The organism is Pseudomonas sp. HMSC063H08, assembly GCF_001813645.1.
Taxonomy (GTDB): domain Bacteria; phylum Pseudomonadota; class Gammaproteobacteria; order Pseudomonadales; family Pseudomonadaceae; genus Pseudomonas; species Pseudomonas aeruginosa.
Map to the genome: position 1 here is coordinate 48,701 of NZ_KV813325.1, position 18,776 is coordinate 67,476.

Annotated in this window: 17 protein-coding genes; 7 read left to right on the forward strand and 10 right to left on the reverse strand. The window is 66.2% G+C overall.

The features are described from left to right. Positions 1-109 precede the first annotated feature (109 nt). Positions 110-928 (reverse strand): CPBP family intramembrane glutamic endopeptidase, encoded by an 819-nt coding sequence (locus HMPREF2924_RS00725; protein WP_003096062.1) that lies wholly within the window; start codon positions 926-928, stop codon positions 110-112. A 313-nt stretch (positions 929-1,241) separates the two neighbouring features. Continuing rightward, complete coding sequence (gpmM, locus tag HMPREF2924_RS00730) at positions 1,242-2,789, reverse strand: 2,3-bisphosphoglycerate-independent phosphoglycerate mutase (RefSeq protein WP_003096060.1); 1,548 nt, start codon at positions 2,787-2,789, stop codon at positions 1,242-1,244. 324 nt (positions 2,790-3,113) lie between these two features. On the opposite strand from gpmM, the gene HMPREF2924_RS00735 reads away from it, so the two are divergent. The 3 genes from HMPREF2924_RS00735 to secB are packed head-to-tail and all read left to right on the forward strand — an operon-like array spanning position 3,114 to position 4,317. Next, the gene (locus HMPREF2924_RS00735) at positions 3,114-3,533 is read left to right on the forward strand and encodes a rhodanese-like domain-containing protein (RefSeq protein ID WP_003096058.1); all 420 of its coding nucleotides are present in this window, start codon (positions 3,114-3,116) and stop codon (positions 3,531-3,533) included. Between the two features lies 1 nt (position 3,534). Next, positions 3,535-3,789, forward strand: coding sequence for a glutaredoxin 3 (gene grxC, locus HMPREF2924_RS00740; protein WP_003096057.1), 255 nt, complete (start codon positions 3,535-3,537; stop codon positions 3,787-3,789). A 36-nt stretch (positions 3,790-3,825) separates the two neighbouring features. Further along, complete coding sequence (gene secB / locus HMPREF2924_RS00745) at positions 3,826-4,317, forward strand: protein-export chaperone SecB (protein ID WP_023124789.1); 492 nt, start codon at positions 3,826-3,828, stop codon at positions 4,315-4,317. Between the two features lie 58 nt (positions 4,318-4,375). Here secB and trmL read toward each other — a convergent pair whose 3' ends face one another. Continuing rightward, complete coding sequence (gene trmL / locus HMPREF2924_RS00750; RefSeq protein ID WP_003096047.1) at positions 4,376-4,837, reverse strand: tRNA (uridine(34)/cytosine(34)/5-carboxymethylaminomethyluridine(34)-2'-O)-methyltransferase TrmL; 462 nt, start codon at positions 4,835-4,837, stop codon at positions 4,376-4,378. On the opposite strand from trmL, the gene HMPREF2924_RS00755 reads away from it, so the two are divergent. Beyond that, positions 4,836-5,303, forward strand: coding sequence for a hypothetical protein (locus HMPREF2924_RS00755; protein WP_003096038.1), 468 nt, complete (start codon positions 4,836-4,838; stop codon positions 5,301-5,303). The genes trmL and HMPREF2924_RS00755 overlap by 2 nt on opposite strands. An 811-nt stretch (positions 5,304-6,114) precedes the next feature. On the opposite strand, the gene ntrC is transcribed toward HMPREF2924_RS00755, so the two are convergent. The 4 genes from ntrC to HMPREF2924_RS00775 form a co-directional block, all read right to left on the reverse strand. Beyond that, positions 6,115-7,545 carry a two-component system response regulator NtrC gene (gene ntrC / locus HMPREF2924_RS00760; protein ID WP_003104661.1) on the reverse strand — a complete coding sequence of 477 codons (1,431 nt, stop codon included), beginning with the start codon at positions 7,543-7,545 and terminating at the stop codon, positions 6,115-6,117. A gap of 2 nt (positions 7,546-7,547) precedes the next feature. Next, positions 7,548-8,624 carry a two-component system sensor histidine kinase NtrB gene (ntrB, locus tag HMPREF2924_RS00765; protein WP_003096033.1) on the reverse strand — a complete coding sequence of 359 codons (1,077 nt, stop codon included), beginning with the start codon at positions 8,622-8,624 and terminating at the stop codon, positions 7,548-7,550. A gap of 270 nt (positions 8,625-8,894) precedes the next feature. Further along, positions 8,895-9,467 (reverse strand): DUF4124 domain-containing protein, encoded by a 573-nt coding sequence (locus tag HMPREF2924_RS00770; protein ID WP_003135881.1) that lies wholly within the window; start codon positions 9,465-9,467, stop codon positions 8,895-8,897. Beyond that, positions 9,464-9,985: a DUF4124 domain-containing protein gene (locus tag HMPREF2924_RS00775; RefSeq protein WP_003096024.1), complete on the reverse strand. Its 522-nt coding sequence runs from the start codon at positions 9,983-9,985 to the stop codon at positions 9,464-9,466. The genes HMPREF2924_RS00770 and HMPREF2924_RS00775 overlap by 4 nt, the downstream gene beginning before the upstream one ends. A gap of 287 nt (positions 9,986-10,272) precedes the next feature. Between HMPREF2924_RS00775 and HMPREF2924_RS00780 the strand changes: the two genes are divergently transcribed. Beyond that, positions 10,273-12,480, forward strand: coding sequence for a mechanosensitive ion channel family protein (locus tag HMPREF2924_RS00780; protein ID WP_003111156.1), 2,208 nt, complete (start codon positions 10,273-10,275; stop codon positions 12,478-12,480). Here HMPREF2924_RS00780 and HMPREF2924_RS00785 read toward each other — a convergent pair. Both HMPREF2924_RS00785 and glnA read right to left on the reverse strand, forming a co-directional pair. Beyond that, positions 12,477-12,881, reverse strand: a complete 405-nt coding sequence (locus tag HMPREF2924_RS00785; RefSeq protein ID WP_003096019.1) for a hypothetical protein — start codon at positions 12,879-12,881, stop codon at positions 12,477-12,479. The genes HMPREF2924_RS00780 and HMPREF2924_RS00785 overlap by 4 nt on opposite strands. Positions 12,882-13,028: 147 nt before the next feature. Continuing rightward, on the reverse strand, positions 13,029-14,438 hold the full coding sequence (gene glnA, locus HMPREF2924_RS00790) for a glutamate--ammonia ligase (protein ID WP_003096016.1): 1,410 nt from the start codon (positions 14,436-14,438) through the stop codon (positions 13,029-13,031). Positions 14,439-14,774: 336 nt separating this feature from the next. On the opposite strand from glnA, the gene thiI reads away from it, so the two are divergent. Further along, positions 14,775-16,229: a tRNA uracil 4-sulfurtransferase ThiI gene (gene thiI / locus HMPREF2924_RS00795; RefSeq protein ID WP_003096011.1), complete on the forward strand. Its 1,455-nt coding sequence runs from the start codon at positions 14,775-14,777 to the stop codon at positions 16,227-16,229. 216 nt (positions 16,230-16,445) lie between these two features. Then, entirely contained in the window at positions 16,446-18,263 is a 1,818-nt protein-coding gene (typA, locus tag HMPREF2924_RS00800; protein WP_003096009.1) for a translational GTPase TypA, read from the forward strand. Between the two features lie 83 nt (positions 18,264-18,346). On the opposite strand, the gene HMPREF2924_RS00805 is transcribed toward typA, so the two are convergent. Further along, positions 18,347-18,772: a helix-turn-helix domain-containing protein gene (locus tag HMPREF2924_RS00805; protein ID WP_003114472.1), complete on the reverse strand. Its 426-nt coding sequence runs from the start codon at positions 18,770-18,772 to the stop codon at positions 18,347-18,349. Positions 18,773-18,776 lie beyond the last annotated feature (4 nt).

Here is an 18,776-nt window from a genome sequence, read left to right on the forward strand (position 1 = left end):
CCGTGGCCGCCGTTAAAAAAAACGCCCCGCACCGCGCGCTGTGGGGCGCTTCCACGTATTTCAGCCGGATGGCAGCGGCGGATGTCGTCGACGACGAAGGTCACGGGCATCAGGCGGGTCTGTAGAGCGGGTAGGTGAACAGCAGCAGATGCGTCAGGTTCAGCCCGAAGTGGAACAGCGTCGCCACCCACAGGCGGCCGCTCCACAGCCAGGCCAACCCGTAGATCAGCCCGGCGAGGCCGGCGAACAGCATCAGCAGCGGGCCGCCGGCGAAGTGCGCCAGGCCGAACAGCGCCGAGGCTAGCGCCAGGGCGGGCCAGGGGCCCAGCCATTGGCCCAGGCGTTGCTGCAGGTAGCCGCGGAACAGCGCTTCCTCGGCAAGGGAAACGAAGAACAGGTTGGCCAGGACGAACTGCCAGAGCCAGGCCGGCGCGTGGAGTTCCGGCCGCAGCAGGCCGACGCCGACAGCCAGCAGAAGCAGCGCCGGCACCGCCGCCACGAGCAGCAGCCAGTGCCAGGGGCGGCCGGGAGCGCGGGCTTCGTCGCGGAACAGGCTCGGCAGGCAGGCCAGTAGCAGGAACGGCACCAGTGCCTTGTCGAAGTTGAAGTACATGGTGAACGGCAGGCTCTGCGGGCCGACCACCGCCTTGTCCAGGACCTTGGGGTTGGCGAAGCCGGGTAGCAGGTGCAGGAACAGGCCCACCGCGCCGGCGACCAGCAGCAGCTCCAGGCCCAGGGCCCAGGCGCGGCGTGCCGCCAGGCGCCGGCGCAACAGGGCGAGGACGCCCAGTACAGCCAGGGCGGCGACCGCAGGCGGAGCGAGAACTCCGTCGTAGAAGGCGAGGCAGCAGGTCGCGAGCAGCAAGGCGAGAGCCAGCAGGCGCTGGAAGGACAGGGCGAGGAGCGAGGTGGCGAGGAGGAACCACATCGGCGGAAATCCTTGTAGGGCAGATGGAAAAGACAGCGCGGGCAAGGCTAGCACGGGCCTCGGCGACGTAGCGGGAGGCAGGGGGGAAGACGCGGAAAATGAAAACCGCGGCACACGTCTCGAGGTCGCGTGGCCAGGCCTGTCGGCCGATCGGCAGCGTTAAAGCGGGGAAGGTGACGTCGTGGAAACGGGGCGCGGCGCCCGGCCCGCTACGGCGGATAACGTCGCAGGCGTTCTCCGCCGATGGCCTGCAGAAGCGGCGGATAACCGCGACGCGGTTATCCGCCCTGCGCGGGAGTTCGTCGTTCGCGGATCAGCCGAGGATGACGATGCTGCGACCGGTCATTTCCGCCGGCTGCTCCAGCCCCATGAGGGTCAGCATGGTCGGCGCCACGTCGGCCAGCACGCCGCCTTCGCGGATGCTCAGCTTGCGCTTGCCGACGTAGACGAAGGGCACCGGTTCGCAGGTGTGCGCGGTGTGCGCCTGGCCGGTGGACTCGTCTTCCATCTGCTCGACATTGCCGTGGTCGGCGGTGATCAGGGCTTCGCCGCCGACCTTGTCCAGCGCCTCGACGATGCGCCCCATGCAGGTGTCCAGGCACTCCACGGCCTTGACCGCGGCCTCGAACACGCCGGTGTGGCCGACCATGTCGCCGTTGGCGTAGTTGACCACGATCACATCGTAGCGTTGTTGCTCGATGGCCTCGACGATACGGTCGGTGACTTCCGGCGCGCTCATCTCGGGCTGCAGGTCGTAGGTGGCGACCTTCGGCGAGGGGATCAGGATGCGCTCCTCGCCTTCGTAGGGTTCCTCGCGGCCGCCGGAGAAGAAGAAGGTCACGTGGGCGTACTTCTCGGTCTCGGCGATGCGCAGCTGGGTCTTGCCATGCTTGGCCAGGTATTCGCCGAGGACGTTGGTCAGCGGCTCCGGCGGGAAGGCACAGGGCGCCGGGATGCTCGCCGCGTACTGGGTCAGCATGACGAAACCTGCCAGTTGCGGGGCTCGTTCGCGGGGGAACTCATTGAATGCCGGCTCGACGAAGGCGCGGCTCAGCTCGCGGGCGCGGTCGGCGCGGAAGTTCATGAAGATCACCGCGTCGCCATCCTCGACCCGCACCGCTTCGGCGCCGGCCGGGACCACCGCGGTGGCCTTGACGAATTCGTCGCTCTCGCCGCGGGCGTAGGCGGCCTCGAGGGCTGCCACCGAGGAGTCGGCGGTGAACTCGGCCTTGCCGTCGACGATCAGTTCATAGGCGGCCTGGACGCGGTCCCAGCGGTTGTCGCGGTCCATCGCGAAATAGCGGCCGATGATCGAGGCGATGCGGCCCTTGCCGAGCCCGGCGAAGGTGGCGTCGAGACGCTCCAGCGACGGTTGCGCGCTTTTCGGCGGGGTATCGCGGCCATCCAGGAAGGCATGCAGGTAGATCTTGCCGGCGCCGCGCCTGGCGGCCATCTGCGCCATCGCCACCAGGTGGTCTTCATGGCTGTGTACGCCGCCCGGAGAGAGCAGGCCGAGGATGTGCACCGCCTTGTCGGCGGCGACGGCCTTGTCGACCGCCCCGGCGATCACCGGGTTTTCGAAGAATTCGCCGTCGCGGATGGCCTTGGTGACGCGGGTGAAGTCCTGGTACACCACGCGGCCTGCGCCGAGGTTCATGTGGCCGACCTCGGAGTTGCCCATCTGGCCGTCGGGCAGGCCGACGTCCATGCCGGAGCCGGAGATCAGGCCGTGCGGCTGGGTCGCCAGGAGGCGATCCCAGACCGGCTTCTTCGCGGCGTAGATGGCGTTGTAGTCAGGGCTTTCGCTGTGGCCGAAGCCGTCCAGGATGATCAGGACCAGGGGTTTGGGCGTGGCAGTCATATGTCCGGCTCTATTTCCGCGGGGTTCAGAAACTGACCAAATTTAGTGGGAACATTGTCGTTCAAGACGTAGGAAGAGGCTGATTGATTAAACCGATGACGCCGATCCGCAACCGAATGCCGCTATCCTCGCTCCCTCTGTCCTGCCCGAGCCGTGCCCGGGCCGGAACTGGCCAGCTTCACAGAAAAGGACCGGCATTCTAACCGTGAAGTTTCCCGCGACGCCATTTCCTGGAGCCGAGCGGGGCGCCGCCCGGCGGGTTCCCCCCTGGCCGGCGCGGTCTGTATACTGGCCGGCATTTTTACGCCCTGGATATCCGTCACCATGCAATTCGTTTCCCGTCTGATCGAGTTCGCCACCAACCACTACCTGCTGGTCGCGGCGCTGCTGGTCCTGCTGGTCCTGCTGTTGCTGCACGAGCTGCGCAAGGGCGGCAAGAGCCTGTCGACCCGCGAGCTGACCGCGCTGGTCAATGCCGACCAGGCGGTGGTCCTGGATATCCGTCCGGCCAAGGAGTTCGCCAGCGGGCACATCGTCGACGCGCTGAACATCCCGGCCGACAAGCTGAACAGCCGCATGACCGAACTGGAAAAGTACAAGGGCAAGACCATCATCCTGGTCGACGCCATGGGCCAGCACTCCGGTACCTGGGGCGGCGTCCTGAAGAAGGCCGGCTTCAACGCCGCCAAGCTGTCCGGCGGGATCGGCAGCTGGCGCGGCGACAACCTGCCGCTGGTGAAGTGACATGCCGCCCGTCGTGATCTACACCACCGCCTGGTGTCCGTACTGCATCCGCGCCAAGCAGCTGCTGCAACGCAAGGGCGTGGACTTCCAGGAGATCGCCTGCGACGGCAAGCCCGAACTGCGCGCCGAGCTGGCACGCAAGGCGGGATCGACCACCGTGCCGCAGATCTGGATCGGCGAGACCCATGTCGGCGGCTGCGACGACCTTCATGCACTGGAGCGCGCCGGCAAGCTGGACGCGCTGCTGTCTGCCTGAAACCATTCATGAATTGACCCAAGGGAAGGCCCGAAAATGACCGAGCAAGCTACCAACGGCGCTGCCGACGAGCAGCAACCCCAGTTCTCCCTGCAGCGCATCTACCTGCGCGACCTGTCGTTCGAGTCGCCGAAGTCCCCGGAAATCTTCCGCCAGGAATGGAACCCGTCCATCAGCCTGGACCTGAACACTCGCCAGAAGCAGCTGGACGGCGACTTTTACGAAGTGGTCCTGACCGTATCGGTGACCGTGAAGAACGGCGAGGACATCACTGCCTTCATCGCCGAAGTGCAGCAGGCCGGCATCTTCCTGATCAAGAACCTCGATCCGTCGAGCATGAGCCATACCCTCGGCGCGTTCTGCCCGAACATCCTCTTCCCGTACGCTCGCGAAGCCCTGGACAACCTGGTGGTACGCGGTTCGTTCCCGGCGCTGATGCTGTCGCCGGTGAACTTCGACGCCCTCTACGCCCAGGAAATCGCCCGCATGCAGGCCTCCGGCGAGATCCCGACGCCGTCGGTCCAGTAAGCCCAGCGCTTGCGAAGAAGCCCGCCTTGCGCGGGCTTTTTCATGCCTGTCGGCCGGCTCAGTCCATGGCGAAGCCGAGCTGGCGCCAGGCTTCGTAGACGGTCACCGCCACCGTGTTGGACAGGTTCAGGCTACGGCAGCCTTCGCGCATCGGCAGGCGCAGGCGCCGATCGGTTGGCAGGGCGTTGCGCACGTCCTCCGGCAGTCCGCGGCTTTCCGGGCCGAAGAGGAAGGCATCGCCGCGCTGGTAGGCCACTTCGTGGAAGGCCCGCGACCCCTTGGTGGTGAAGGCGAACAGGCGTGGCTGGCCGAGGGCCTCGAGGCAGCTCTGCAGATCCGGGTAGCGGCGTACGCTGGCGTATTCGTGGTAGTCGAGGCCGGCACGGCGCAAGCGCTTGTCGTCCAGTTCGAAACCGAGCGGCTCGATCAGGTGCAGACTGCATCCGGCGTTGGCGCAGAGCCTGATAATGTTGCCGGTATTCGGAGGAATCTCCGGTTGAAACAGGATGACGTGGAACATGCAGGGCTCCGGAGCAGATAACGGGCGGCATTCTACCTCCGCCATCGACGATCTGCGGCGCCAGCGCTGGAAAGTCTGGGGTGCGCTGGTGCTTGCCGGGTTGTTGTTCGGGCTGATGCTCGGCAGGTTGTTCGGTCCCGCTTCGCTGCCGACGTCTGCGCCGCAACTGCTGGCGGTCGGGGAGAGCGAGCAGGGCCTGGTCCTGCGCTTCGATCGCCAGGCTGCGGTTACGGCGGCACGGGTGGAGGGTGCCCTGACGTTGCGCATCGTCGCCCGGGGCGCGGCGCAGCAGGGAGACGGGCGATGGCTGGGCCAGCCGTTGCGCTGGCGCGTCCGCGAGGAGGGAAAGGCGCTGCTGTTGAGCCTGGTCTCGACCCGCCCCTTGCAGGGGCGCTGGCAGTGGTCGGAGGACGGCGAGGGCTGGCGCCTGGTCGTCGAACTGCAGGAGCGCGACGGCCGGGAATAAAAGGGGGAATTCTCAGCCTGCCTGTACCGAGGTCCCCAAACGGGAGGGCGGAGGCGCGGATCGCTGCGCTGCCGCCGGGCATAAAAGAGGGGAGTTCTCAGCCTGCCTGTACCGAGGTCCCCGAAACGGGTGTGGCGGTTGCGCGCGGATGCTGCGTCTGCCGCCGGGTGTAAAAGAGGGGATTCCCCAGCCTGCCTGTACCGAGGCCCCCGAAATCTTCGTTATCTGCTCCAATGCAGGGGCTGTGCCAATTCTCATGAGACGCTGGCGGCGCGCTCCCTTTCCTGAAGGGTTGTGGATAAGTCTGTGGGCGAGCTGGTGATGAATGCCTCTGGAAGCCCGTGGATCAAGGGCTTGGCGGCATCCCAGGGGTTTGTGGGAAGTCGATTGCGGAAAAATGACGGAGCGGGCTTTTCCGCCAGCGATTGATGCCGATTTGTCGCCTGCTGGTGCACGCTGCCCAAAATCCGGGCAAGGGCCGCTGCCCCGCCGAACCGGCGAATAACCGCGATGCGGTTATTCGCCCTACGCCACGGTTTGATCGACGGTGCCGAGCGGGCGCTCTGCCGAGGCTGGGGCTGTGCTGCGGACGGTAGGGCGAATAACGCCATAGGCGTTATCCGCCGCGGCTCTGCACAACCGGCGGATAACCGCGATGCGGTTATTCGCCCTACGCCACGGTTTGACCGACGGTATCGGGCGGGCGCCCTGCCGAGGCCGGGGCGGCGTCTCGCTTGGCAGGGGCGCGCGACGGACCATGAAAAACGGGGCCCGAAGGCCCCGTTGGGTCGCTCATGGGAGCAGTGGCGCTTCAGTCGTCGCCTTCGTCGTCGGCTCCATCGACGTTCATCCCCAGCTCCTTGATCTTGCGGGTCAGGGTATTGCGGCCCCAGCCGAGCAGCACGGCGGCATCGCGGCGGCGGCCGGCGGTGTGCTTGAGGGCGGTTTCTATCATGATCCGTTCGAAGGCCGGCACGGCGCTGTCCAGCAGGTTCGACTGGCCGCGGCCCAGCGCCTGGTCGGCCCACTGGCGCAGGGCCTGTTCCCAGTTCGCCGCCGGCGCGCTGTCCTGCGGCTGGGTCAGCAGCTCCGGCGGCAGGTCGTCGATGTGCACCTCGCGGCCGGAGGCCATCACGGTGATCCAGCGGCAGGTGTTCTCCAGTTGTCGGACGTTGCCCGGCCAGCCGAGGTTCTTCAGGTACTCCTCGGTTTCCGCCTTCAGCAGCTTGGGTTCCACCGCCAGCTCCTGGGCGGCGCGGCTGAGGAAGTGCCGGGCCAGCGCCGGGATGTCCTCGCGGCGGTCGGCCAGCCGCGGGATGTGGATGCGGATCACGTTCAGGCGATGGAACAGGTCCTCGCGGAACTTGCCGTCGCGCACCAGGCTTTCCAGGTTCTGGTGGGTGGCGGCGATGATCCTCACGTCGACCTTCACCGGCGTGTGCCCGCCGACCCGGTAGAACTCGCCGTCGGCCAGGACGCGCAGCAGGCGGGTCTGGGTGTCGGCCGGCATGTCGCCGATCTCGTCGAGGAACAGGGTGCCGCCATCGGCCTGCTCGAAGCGTCCGCGGCGCTGGGCGGCGGCCCCGGTGAAGGCGCCCTTCTCATGGCCGAACAGCTCGGATTCCATCAGGTCCTTGGGGATCGCCGCCATGTTCAGCGCGATGAATGGCGAGGCTGCGCGCGGGCTGTGGCGATGCAGGGCATGGGCGACCAGCTCCTTGCCGGTACCCGATTCGCCGTTGATCAGCACGGTGATGTTGGAGTGGCTGAGGCGGCCGATGGCGCGGAATACCTCCTGCATCGCCGGCGCCTCGCCGATGATCTCCGGCGTGCGCGCCTGGTTCGCCGGCAGCTCCAGGCCCTGCTGCTCCTGGGCGTGCTGGTTGGCGCGCTTGACCAGGGAGACCGCCTCGTCGACGTCGAACGGCTTGGGCAGGTATTCGAAGGCGCCGCCCTGGTAGGAGGCCACCGCGCTGTCGAGGTCGGAATGCGCGGTCATGATGATCACCGGCAGGCGCGGATGCAGTTCGCGGATCTGCGCCAGCAGGTCGAGGCCGCTGGCGCCGGGCATGCGGATATCGGAGATGATCACGTCCGGCTGCTGCCGGCCGAGGCGGCCGATCACGCTGTCGGCGCTGTCGAAGCTCACCGTGGTCATGCCTTCCTGTTGCAGGGCTTTTTCCAGTACCCAGCGGATGGAGCGGTCGTCGTCGACGATCCAGACGGTCTCTGATCGGCTCATGGTCAATGCACTCCTTGTTCCAGGGGCAGGAACAGACTGAACACGGTATGGCCGGGGTGGCTCTCGCATTCAATCAGCCCCTGGTGCTGGCTGATGATGTTCTGGGCGATGGCCAGGCCGAGTCCGGTACCGTCCGGACGGCCGCTGACCATGGGGTAGAAGATGGTTTCCTGGAGCTCGGCCGGAATGCCCGGGCCGTTGTCGATGATCTCCACCTTGCACACCAGGCGGTGACGCGTGTGGCCGATGGTGAACTGGCGCAGGGTACGGCTGCGCAGGGTGATGCGACCGAGGCGCAGGTCGTTCTGCCCGGCGATCGCCTGCATGGCGTTGCGTACCATGTTGAGCACGGCCTGGATCATTTGCTCGCGGTCGAGCAGCAGGTCGGGGATGCTCGGGTCGTAGTCGCGGACCAGGGTGATGCTGCCCTGGCTCTCCGCTTCCACCAGGCTGCTGACCCGCTCCAGCACTTCATGGATGTTGGTCGGCGCCAGGTTCGGCAGTTTGTTCGAGCCGAGCATGCGGTCCACCAGGTTTCGCAACCGGTCGGCTTCTTCGATGATGACGTTGGTGTAGTCCTTCAGCGACTCTTCCGGCAACTCGCGAGACAGCAGTTGCGCCGCTCCGCGGATGCCGCCGAGCGGGTTCTTGATCTCGTGGGCGAGCCCGCGCACCAGCAGCTTGGTGGTCTCCTGCTTGGACAACTGCGCTTCTTCGCGGGTGATCCGCATCAGCCGGTCGCGCGGATGGACCTCGAGCAGCAGCAGCGTCTCGTTGCGATTGAGGATGGGCGTCACTGCATAGTCGACCGTGATGCTGACGCCGGTGATAGAGGTCAGGGTCGCTTCGCGCTTGGTGAACGGATGCGCCTGTTCCACCGCCTGGCGCAGCGAGTTCAAGGCTTCCGGCGATTCGGTGAACAGCTCGCTGATGAATTGCCCGTGGCTGCGCTGGCCGCTCACGGCCAGGAGCATCTCCGCTGCCGGGTTCATGTACTCCAGGCGCAGTTCGCCGTTGAGCAGGATCACCGCGGTGGTCAGGTTGTCGAGCAACAGTCGGTGCAGGGTATCGGTCGGCATGGCGGGCAGCTGTTCCAAGGTTGGGCAGGAAAATGCAAAAAGCAAACCAGGCGCCGAAAAGGCGCGTTTTTTCTGCCGAGGCGCTGGCTAGAGGTGCGCCGGGAAGGTTTTCGGCGACGAGCGGTGACCCGAAATGGGGACAGTATAGAAAGTGGTGCGGGTAATCGCACCAATCTGGTGCGTTGACGTGGCCGGCGGCGTTTTCGCCAGGAGAGTCGGGAAAAAAACCGGAAAATCCCGCCCACGGCGGAGTGGGCAGGGGAAGTTCGGCTAGCGCTCGCTCGGCTGTACCGCGCTGACCAGCGGCGTATCGACCTCCGGCAGGGGTTGCCCGGCGATGCTCACTCGATGCAGGTGGAAGGGCTGGCTCGGGGTGCTTTCGACGGTCATGCCGTCGCCATCGATGATTTCCACTGCGACCTGGTGGGTGCCGCGATCGAGGTTCTTCAACGGGAACACCGGGCTGCGTCCCGGCGCTCCGGCAGGCTTGCCGTCGAGCAGCAGACGATAGCGATGGCCGGGCAGCAGCGCCGGCTCGCTGGTGACGGTGACGATGACGTCGCCGCTGTTGGCGCGCAGGGTTGCGTCCGGTTCGGGGAAGAGGATGCGCAGTAGCTGGTAGGCCGGCGGCTTCACCTCCAGCGGCGCGGCGGGCGGACGATAGCGTATGCCCGGCGGCGCCACGCTGTTGCCCGGCGCCAGTTCGACGCGTTGGGCCTTGAGCCCGCTGGGCGGCTGGTCGGTGTAGACGCGGTTGCCCTCGGCGTCGATGTAGGTGTAGACCCCCGCTTGCGCGGCGCAGGCCAGGCACAGCAGGAAGGCGCCGAGAACGCGCGGGATCATCGCTTCTTCCCGAGGTGCACGCGCTGCACGGTGAAGGTCACCGGCGGGCTGGATTGCAGCACCCGTTCGCCGTTGAGTACCTGTACCGCGAGGCTGTGGTCGCCGCGGTCGATCTCGTGCAGGGTGAAGCGGGTGCCGCCGCTGGGCGTGCCGTAGGGTTTGCCGTCCAGCACCAGTTGCAACTGGTGGCCGCTGTGCAGGGCCGGGCGGATGCTGACGCTGACGTTGAAGGTGCCGTTGTTGGCGCGCAGCGCCTCTTCCGTGGGGAGGTCGCTGAGGGCAAGGATCTCGTAGGCGGCGGCCTCGCTATCGGCGGCCGGGGCATTGCCCGCGGAGGACTTTTCCGGCGTGTCGATTCCTACGGTATTGGTCGGCTGCAGTTCGACGGTCTGCGCCTGCACCCCGTCTGGCGGCTGGTTGGTGAATACCTTGTTGCCGTTGGCGTCGGTGTATTGGTAGATCTGCGCCATGGCCGGCAGGGCGGCGGCCAGGAGCAGGCAGCTGGTGATCAGGCGCATGGACGGTCTCCGGGTGAACCTGCCAAGCGTTGCACCGCATCGGCGCGCTGGCAAGCCGTGCATTGTGCGGCATGCGGGTATTCGAAGGTGTGCGCTGGGGCACGTTGGCGGTCGCTGTGCCCCGCCGCGCGGCTGCGTTCGTCTCAGCCGGCACTGGCGGGGCGAACCCTCGTTGCGCCAGAGTGTCTGTGCTTGCGCCGCCGGCCGGCGGCCCCGTTCGAAACGGCGGGTGTCCGGCTTGTATGATGCGGCTGTTTCGGTTTCTCACCTTGGGGACTGCCTTTCTCGTGCCGATCATCGCCCGCTTCACCCTTCGCTCCCGCGTCCTGGCGGCCCTGCTGCTGTGCCTCTGCGCCGCCCTGTTCTACTCGCCGCCGGGCGCCGCGGCGCTGCCGAACCCGTTGGCGGGGAGTTCCTCCGGTGGCGAGAAGGTCAGCGATGCGCAGTTGGAACAATCGCTGAACCAGGTCATCCAGACCCTGGAGAACGACAGGCAGCGCGCCGACCTGCTGAAAAAGCTGAAACAGCTGCGCGACGTGACCAAGAAAGGCAAGGAAAGCGAGGGTGGGGTGCTGGGGCTGATCGGCGATACCCTGACCAGCCTGGAAAAGCAGTTCCAGGGCGCGAACAGCCCGGTCGCGTTATGGGGCAACCAGTTCCAGCTGGCGCGTGCCGAACTCGAGGAGCGCTTTCCCAGCTGGCGCGACCTGCCGGCGATGGTCTTCGATTTTTCGGTGGTGATCCTCCTCTGGGCCTGCCTGGCCAGCGCGCTGCTCTGGCTCAGCCGGCGCATGCGCGAGCGCTTCGGCCTGTCGGCGGAGTTGCCGCAGCATCCGAAGACCCGCGACCTGCTGCTGTTCTCCCTGCGCAAGCTGGGCCCCTGGCTGGTGGCCTTCCTCATCACCCTGTACCTGTCGGTGGTGCTGCCGGACTCCCTGAGCAAGACCCTGGCGATGGTCATGGCCTATGTGCTGGTCTGCGGCACGCTGTTCTCCGCGCTGTGCGTGATTTCCCTCTCGCTGCTCAGCGGCCCGCACCGCCAGCGCGCCCTGGATATCCTGCGGCGCCAGGCGTTCCGCCCGTTGTGGCTGATCGGCAGCCTCGCCGCGCTGGGCGAGGTCGCCCACGATCCGCGGCTGATCGCCGGCCTCGGCGAGCACACCTCGATCTGCCTGAGTACCCTGGCCAACGCCAGCGCCGCGCTGTTCACCGCGCTGTTCGTGATGCGTTTCCGCCGGCCGATCGCCCACCTGATCCGCAACCAGCCGCTGGAGCGCCGCCTCAAGCGCCGTAGCCTGCACGACCTGGTGCAATTGGTCGGCTCGCTGTGGTTCGTGCCGGTGCTGGTGCTGGTGGGGATTTCCCTGTTCGCCACCTTCGTTTCCGCCGGCGACAGCAGTTCGGCGTTGCGCCGGGCGCTGGTCTGCGCGGTGCTGGCGGTGGTGGCGATGACCGTGATCGGGCTGATCCGCCGCCGTTCCAGTCGGGTCGGCGCCGGCCCGCGCCGCAGCGCACCGTACATCGAGCAGTTGCAAAGCTTCGGCTACACCCTGCTGCACATCTTCGTGGTGCTGTTCTTCATCGAGGTCGCCTTGCGCGTCTGGGGCATGTCGCTGATTCGCTATGCGGAAGGCGAGGGCGAGCAGATCAGCATGAAGGTGGTCAGCTTCGGCACCACCCTGCTGGTCGCCTGGCTGATCTGGATCCTCACCGATACCGCGATCCAGCACAGCCTCGGCCTGGGCGGCAAGAGCCGGCCGAACACCCGCGCGCTGACCATGCTGCCGCTGATCCGCAACGTGCTGTTCGCCACCATCGCGGTGATCGCCCTGATCGTCGCCCTGGCCAACATGGGCATGAACGTCACCCCGCTGCTGGCCGGTGCCGGCGTGATCGGCCTGGCCATCGGCTTCGGTGCGCAGTCGCTGGTGGCGGACCTGATCACCGGCCTGTTCATCATCATCGAGGACTCGCTGTCGATCGACGACTACGTCGACGTCGGCGGCCACCTTGGCACGGTCGAGGGCCTGACTATCCGTACCGTGCGCCTGCGCGACCTGGACGGCGTGGTGCATACCATCCCGTTCAGCGAGATCAAGAGCATCAAGAACTACTCGCGCCAGTTCGGCTACGCGATGTTCCGCTGGCCGGTGCCGGCGAGCATGCCGATCGACGACGCGGTGGCGCTGGTGCGCGAGGTCGCGATGGAGCTGCGCAGCGACCCGGCGGTCTACCGCAACCTGTGGTCGCCGATGGAATTGCAGGGCGTGGAGAGTTTCGACAACGGCCAGGCGATCCTGCGCTTCCGCTTCAAGACCGCGCCGATCAAGCAGTGGGAGGTCCAGCGGGCGTTCAACCTGCGCCTGCGTCGGCGCCTCGACCAGGCCGGCCTCGAACTGTCCATGCCGCGTCTCAACGTACAGTTGAGCCGGGCGCCCAAGGCGAAATCCGCGGAACCGGACGAGCAGGGCACGCCGGCGGACGGCGGCATCTAGCGCGACAGGATGACCCGGCAGATGCGGCGCATGTCGCGGTCGTCGATGCCGTCGCACTGCCACGGCGCACGCGATACCACGGCCCGGCACTGGCGGCGCATGTCGCGGCTGTCGATGTCGTCGCAGCGCTTGCGGTCGCCGCGGACGATGGCGCGGCACTGGCGGCGCGTGTCGCCGTCGCGGATGTCGTCGCAGTCGTAGCGCTGTCCCGGCGCCAGCAGCGCGCCGCAGTAACGCCGCAGGTCGCGGCTGTCGATGTCGCCGCAATCCCCGCTGTCGCCGCGTTCCAGTGCGTTGCACATGCGCCGCAGGTCGCGGTCGTGGATATCGCGGCATTCGGTGGCGGCCTGGGCGGGCAGGCTGAGGATGGCGGCAAGCAGGAGCCAGAGAGAGTGACGCATGGACGGTCCTTATCCTTGGGGCGGGGAGCGCGGCAAGTCTAACCGAACGGCGCGGCGAACTTTGCGTTTCTCCATGGGCCGGCCCATAAAAAAGGCCTCCCGAAGGAGGCCTCAAGAGGGTGACTCGTTGTTATAGGAAAGGGTGGATCAGACGCTGTAGTACAGGTCGTATTCCAGCGGGTGCACGAAGGTGCGCACCTTGATCTCTTCTTCGCTCTTCAGCTCGATGTAGGCATCGATGAACTCGTCGGTGAACACGCCGCCCTTGGTCAGGAACGCGCGGCCCTTGTCGAGCTCTTCCAGCGCCTCTTTCAGGCTGCCGCAAACCTGCGGGATTTCCTTCGCCTCTTCCGGCGGCAGGTCGTACAGGTTCTTGTCGGCGGCATCGCCGGGGTGGATCTTGTTCTGGATGCCGTCCAGGCCGGCCATCAGCAGCGCGGCGAAGGCCAGGTAGGGGTTGGCTGCCGGGTCCGGGAAGCGCGCTTCGATACGGCGGGCCTTCGGGCTGGATACGTAGGGGATACGGATCGAGGCGGAACGGTTGCGCGCCGAGTAGGCCAGCATCACCGGAGCTTCGAAGCCCGGGACCAGGCGCTTGTAGGAGTTGGTCGAGGGGTTGGTGAAGCCGTTCAGGGCCTTGCCGTGCTTGATGATGCCGCCGATGAAGTACAGGGCGGTCTCGGACAGGCCGGCATAGCCTTCGCCGGCGAAGGTGTTCTTGCCGTCCTTGGAGATCGACATGTGCACGTGCATGCCCGAGCCGTTGTCGCCGTACAGCGGCTTCGGCATGAAGGTCACGGTCTTGCCGTAGGCGTCGGCGACGTTGTGCACGCAGTACTTCAGGGTCTGCACTTCGTCGGCCTTGGCGACCAGGGTGTTGAACTTCACGCCGATCTCGTTCTGGCCGGCGGTTGCCACTTCGTGGTGGTGGACTTCGACCACCAGGCCCATTTCTTCCAGGGCGTTGCACATGGCGGTGCGGATTTCATGGTCGTGGTCGACCGGCGGTACCGGGAAGTAGCCGCCCTTCACGCCCGGGCGATGGCCCTTGTTGCCGGACTCGATGTCGGCGTCGGTGTTCCAGGAAGCCTGCTCGGAGAAGATCTTGAACATCGAGCCGGAGATGTCGGACTTGAACTTCACTTCGTCGAAGATGAAGAACTCCGGCTCCGGGCCGACGAACACGGTGTCGCCGATGCCGGTGGACTTCAGGTACTCCTCGGCGCGCTTGGCTATGTTGCGCGGGTCGCGCTCGTAGCCTTGCATGGTGCTCGGCTCGATGATGTCGCAGACCAGGATCAGGGTCGGCTCTTCGGTGAACGGATCGAGGACGGCGGTGCTGTCGTCCGGCATCAGGATCATGTCGGAGGCTTCGATGCCTTTCCAGCCGGCGATGGAGGAGCCGTCGAACATCTTGCCGGCTTCGAAGAACTCATCGTCCAGCGCGTCGCGAGCCGGCATGGTGACGTGTTGCTGCTTGCCCTTGGTATCGGTGAAGCGCAGGTCTACCCACTTCACGTCATGGTCTTTGATCAGTTGGTGCGACTTGTACGACATGCTGTCCTCCAGGAGGGATTAGAGCTGGGAGCTTTTTCTGTGCCCCAGTATCGGGTGATGCCGGCCGGAATACTCCGCCAGGGCAACCTGCCTCACAAGTGAGCAAGTTGCGTGCCAGTGCCCGGAATCGGGCAGGGCCCCATGTTTGGCGGGGCCAGGTCTTCTTCAGGGTAGCTGGGCGGCCTTCGGGTGCACCGTTATGGTGCTCCATGTTGGTGCATCATTCCATTTTGGTGCAGCAAAAATAACTGTGCATATTTCTGCTCAATACGTGAGCAATTTCAGATATAATTCCGCCCCTTTTTTTCCGTCGCCCCGCGCGTTCGCGTCCCTCGCATGAAACTCATCGTCAAGACCTTCCAGGAAATCACCATCAAGAGCCGGCCGGTGCGCAAGCGCTTCATCCGGCAGTTGGCGAAGAACATCCGCGCGGTGCTGCGCGACCTGGACCCGGAGCTGAAGGTCGAGGGCGAGTGGGACAACCTTGAGGTAGAGACCGCCGTGGTCGACGCCAAGGCCAGGCGCGAGATGATCGAGCGCCTGACCTGCACCCCGGGCATCGGTCATTTCCTCGAGGTCCACGAGTATCCGCTGGGCGATTTCGACGACATCCTCGCCAAGTGCAAGGCGCATTTCGGCGACCAGTTGGCCGGCAAGACCTTCGCCGTGCGCTGCAAGCGCGCCGGCAAGCACGCGTTCACCTCGATGGAGGTGGAGCGTTACGTCGGCAGCGGCCTGCGCCGCGAATGCGGGGCTGCCGGGATCGACCTGAAGCAGCCGGAAGTCGAGGTGCGGATGGAAATCCGCCTCGACCGCCTGTTCGTCATCCATCGCCAGCATCCGGGCCTGGGCGGCTATCCGCTGGGCGCGCTGGAGCAGGTGCTGGTGCTGATGTCCGGCGGCTTCGACTCGACCGTGGCGGCCTACCAGATGATGCGTCGCGGGATGATCAGCCACTTCGTGTTCTTCAACCTCGGCGGGCGCGCCCACGAATTGGGGGTGATGGAAGTCGCCCACTACCTGTGGGAGAAGTACGGCCGCTCGCAGCGCGTGCTGTTCGTCAGCGTGCCGTTCGAGGAAGTGGTCGGCGAGATCCTTACCAAGGTCGACGACAGCTATATGGGCGTGACCCTCAAGCGCATGATGCTGCGCGCCGCCAGCCGCGTGGCCGAGCGCCTGGAGCTGGACGCGCTGGTGACCGGCGAGGCGATCTCCCAGGTGTCCAGCCAGACCCTGCCGAACCTCTCGGTGATCGACCGGGTTACCGACACCCTGGTGCTGCGCCCGCTGATCGTCAGCCACAAGCAGGACATCATCGACACCGCCCGGCAGATCGGCACCGCCGAGTTCGCCCGGCACATGCCGGAATACTGCGGGGTGATCTCGGTGAACCCGACCACCCAGGCCAAGCCCTACCGCGTCGAGCACGAAGAGTCGAAATTCGACATGGCGGTGCTCGAGCGCGCCCTGGAGCGCGCCACCCAGCGCACCGTCGACCGGGTGATCGACGAACTCGGCCAGGACCTGCAGGTGGAAGAGGTCGGCGAGGTGCTGCCCGGTCAGATTGTCATCGATATCCGCCATCCTGATGCCCAGGAAGACGAACCCCTGGCCCTGGAAGGCGTCGAAGTCCAGGCGCTGCCGTTCTACGCGATCAACAGCCGCTTCAAGGAACTGGACGCCAACCGCCAGTACCTCCTGTATTGCGACAAAGGGGTGATGAGCCGCCTGCATGCCCATCATCTGCTCAACGAGGGGCACACCAATGTGCGTGTTTATCGTCCGGCTTAAGCAGCCGGGCTTGTTCGGCGGCAGCATCCGCCACCGTCCTCCCGACACGTCCGCCGCCTAGGCCGATGCCCGCCCTTCGGCGTGCCGGCCGGACCGGGGCAGCGTCCGCCTGCTGCCCGCCCCTTAATTGAAGAAGCCTGTCGTGTCGGGCGCCGCCCTGTCCGACCCCACCACCGCCGCGAAGCCGCGCTTCGGGCGTTAAACGAGACAAGACTTGTGATCGAAAATCTGCGCAACATCGCCATCATCGCCCACGTCGACCATGGCAAGACCACCCTGGTGGACAAGCTGCTGAAGCTGTCCGGCACCCTCGACCGCAAAGAAGCGGAAAGCGAGCGGGTGATGGACTCCAACGACCAGGAAAAAGAGCGTGGCATCACCATCCTGGCGAAGAACACCGCGATCAAGTGGAACGGCTACAACATCAACATCGTCGACACCCCCGGTCACGCCGACTTCGGCGGCGAGGTGGAGCGCGTGATGTCGATGGTCGACTCCGTGCTGCTGGTGGTCGACGCCCAGGACGGCCCCATGCCGCAGACCCGCTTCGTGACCCAGAAGGCCTTCAAGGCCGGCCTGCGTCCGATCGTGGTGGTGAACAAGATCGACCGCCCGGGCGCGCGTCCGGACTGGGTCATCGACCAGATCTTCGACCTGTTCGACAACCTCGGCGCCACCGACGAGCAACTCGACTTCCCGATCGTCTACGCCAGCGCCCTGAACGGCATCGCCGGCCTCGACCACGAGAAGATGGACGACAACATGGACGCGCTGTTCCAGGCGATCATCGACCACGTCCCGGCCCCGGTGGTGGACACCGAGGGTCCGTTCCAGATGCAGATCTCGCAGCTGGACTACAACAGCTTCCTCGGCGTGATCGGTATCGGCCGCATCACCCGCGGCAAGGTCAAGTCCAACACCCCGGTGGTGGCCATCAGCGACGACGGCAGCAAGCGCAACGGCCGCATCCTGAAGATCATGGGCCACCACGGCCTGCAGCGCGTCGAGGTGGCCGAGGCGGAAGCCGGCGACATCGTCTGCGTCAGCGGCATGGAGGAGCTGTTCATCTCCGATACCCTGTGCGACCCGCAGAACGTCGAGGCGCTGCCGCCGCTGACCGTCGACCAGCCGACCGTGAGCATGACCTTCCAGGTCAACGATTCGCCGTTCGCCGGCCGCGAAGGCAAGTTCGTCACCAGCCGCAACATCAAGGAGCGCCTGGAGAAGGAACTGCTGCATAACGTGGCGCTGCGCGTCGAGCCGGGCGACAGCCCGGAGAAGTTCAAGGTTTCCGGCCGTGGCGAACTGCACCTGTCGGTACTGATCGAGACCATGCGCCGCGAAGGCTTCGAGCTGGCCGTGGGCCGCCCGGAAGTGGTGATCATCGAGAAGGACGGCGAGAAGCAGGAGCCCTACGAGAACGTCACCATCGACATCGAGGAGCAGCACCAGGGCTCGGTGATGGAGCAGATGGGCCTGCGCAAGGGCGACCTGAGCAACATGATTCCCGACGGCAAGGGCCGCGTGCGCCTGGAGTACACCATTCCGGCGCGCGGCCTGATCGGCTTCCGCAACAACTTCCTGACCCTGACCTCGGGCACCGGCATCCTGACCTCGACCTTCAGCCACTACGGTCCGATCAAGGCCGGCGAAGTCAGCAACCGCCAGAACGGCGTACTGGTCTCCATGGCCACCGGCACCGCGCTGACCTACTCGCTGGAGACCCTGCAGAGCCGCGGCAAGCTGTTCCTCGGCCCGGGCGACGAAATCTACGAAGGCCAGTTGGCCGGCATCAACAGCCGTGACAACGACCTGGTGATCAACCCGACCAAGGGCAAGAAGCTCGACAACATGCGCGCTTCCGGCAAGGACGAAGTCATCGCCCTGGTTCCGCCGATCCGCTTCACCCTCGAGCAGGCGCTGGAGTTCATCGCCGACGACGAGCTGGTGGAAGTGACGCCGAAGTCGATCCGCCTGCGCAAGAAGATGCTCAACGAGAACGACCGCAAGCGCTACGAGCGCAGCAAGGTCTAAACCGTTGCCGTACCGGCGCGCCGCAACGGCGTGCCTCGCGGCCGGCAGGCAGGGCAGGGGTGCCCGGCCTGCCGGCCGTTTTGCTATGCGCCGGGCGCTTTCCGGCGGGGCTTGATGGCCCCCGCGGCAGCGGCCCGCAGCAAGCGGCGGAACGTCGGGCAGTCCATGTGCTCGCGCGCCGGACAGGCCGCGGCATGCCGCAGGCCGTCGCGCATGGCGGCGAGGCGGCGGATCGTCCGGTCCAGTTCGTCGGCCTTGGCCGCCAGCGCCGCGCGGTCGATCCGCAGCGCGCCGTCGGCTGCGCCCATGCCGGCAATCTCGTCCAGCGACAACCCGGCGGCGCGGCCCAGCCCGATCAGCGCCAGCCGCTCCAGCACGCCTGCATCGAACAGCCGGCGCAGGCCGTGCCGGCCGCTGGAGGCAATCAGTCCCTTTTCCTCGTAGTAGCGCAGGGTCGAGGCCGGTACCCCGGATCGTCGCGCGACCTCGCCTATGTCCAGTTGCCGCATGCCC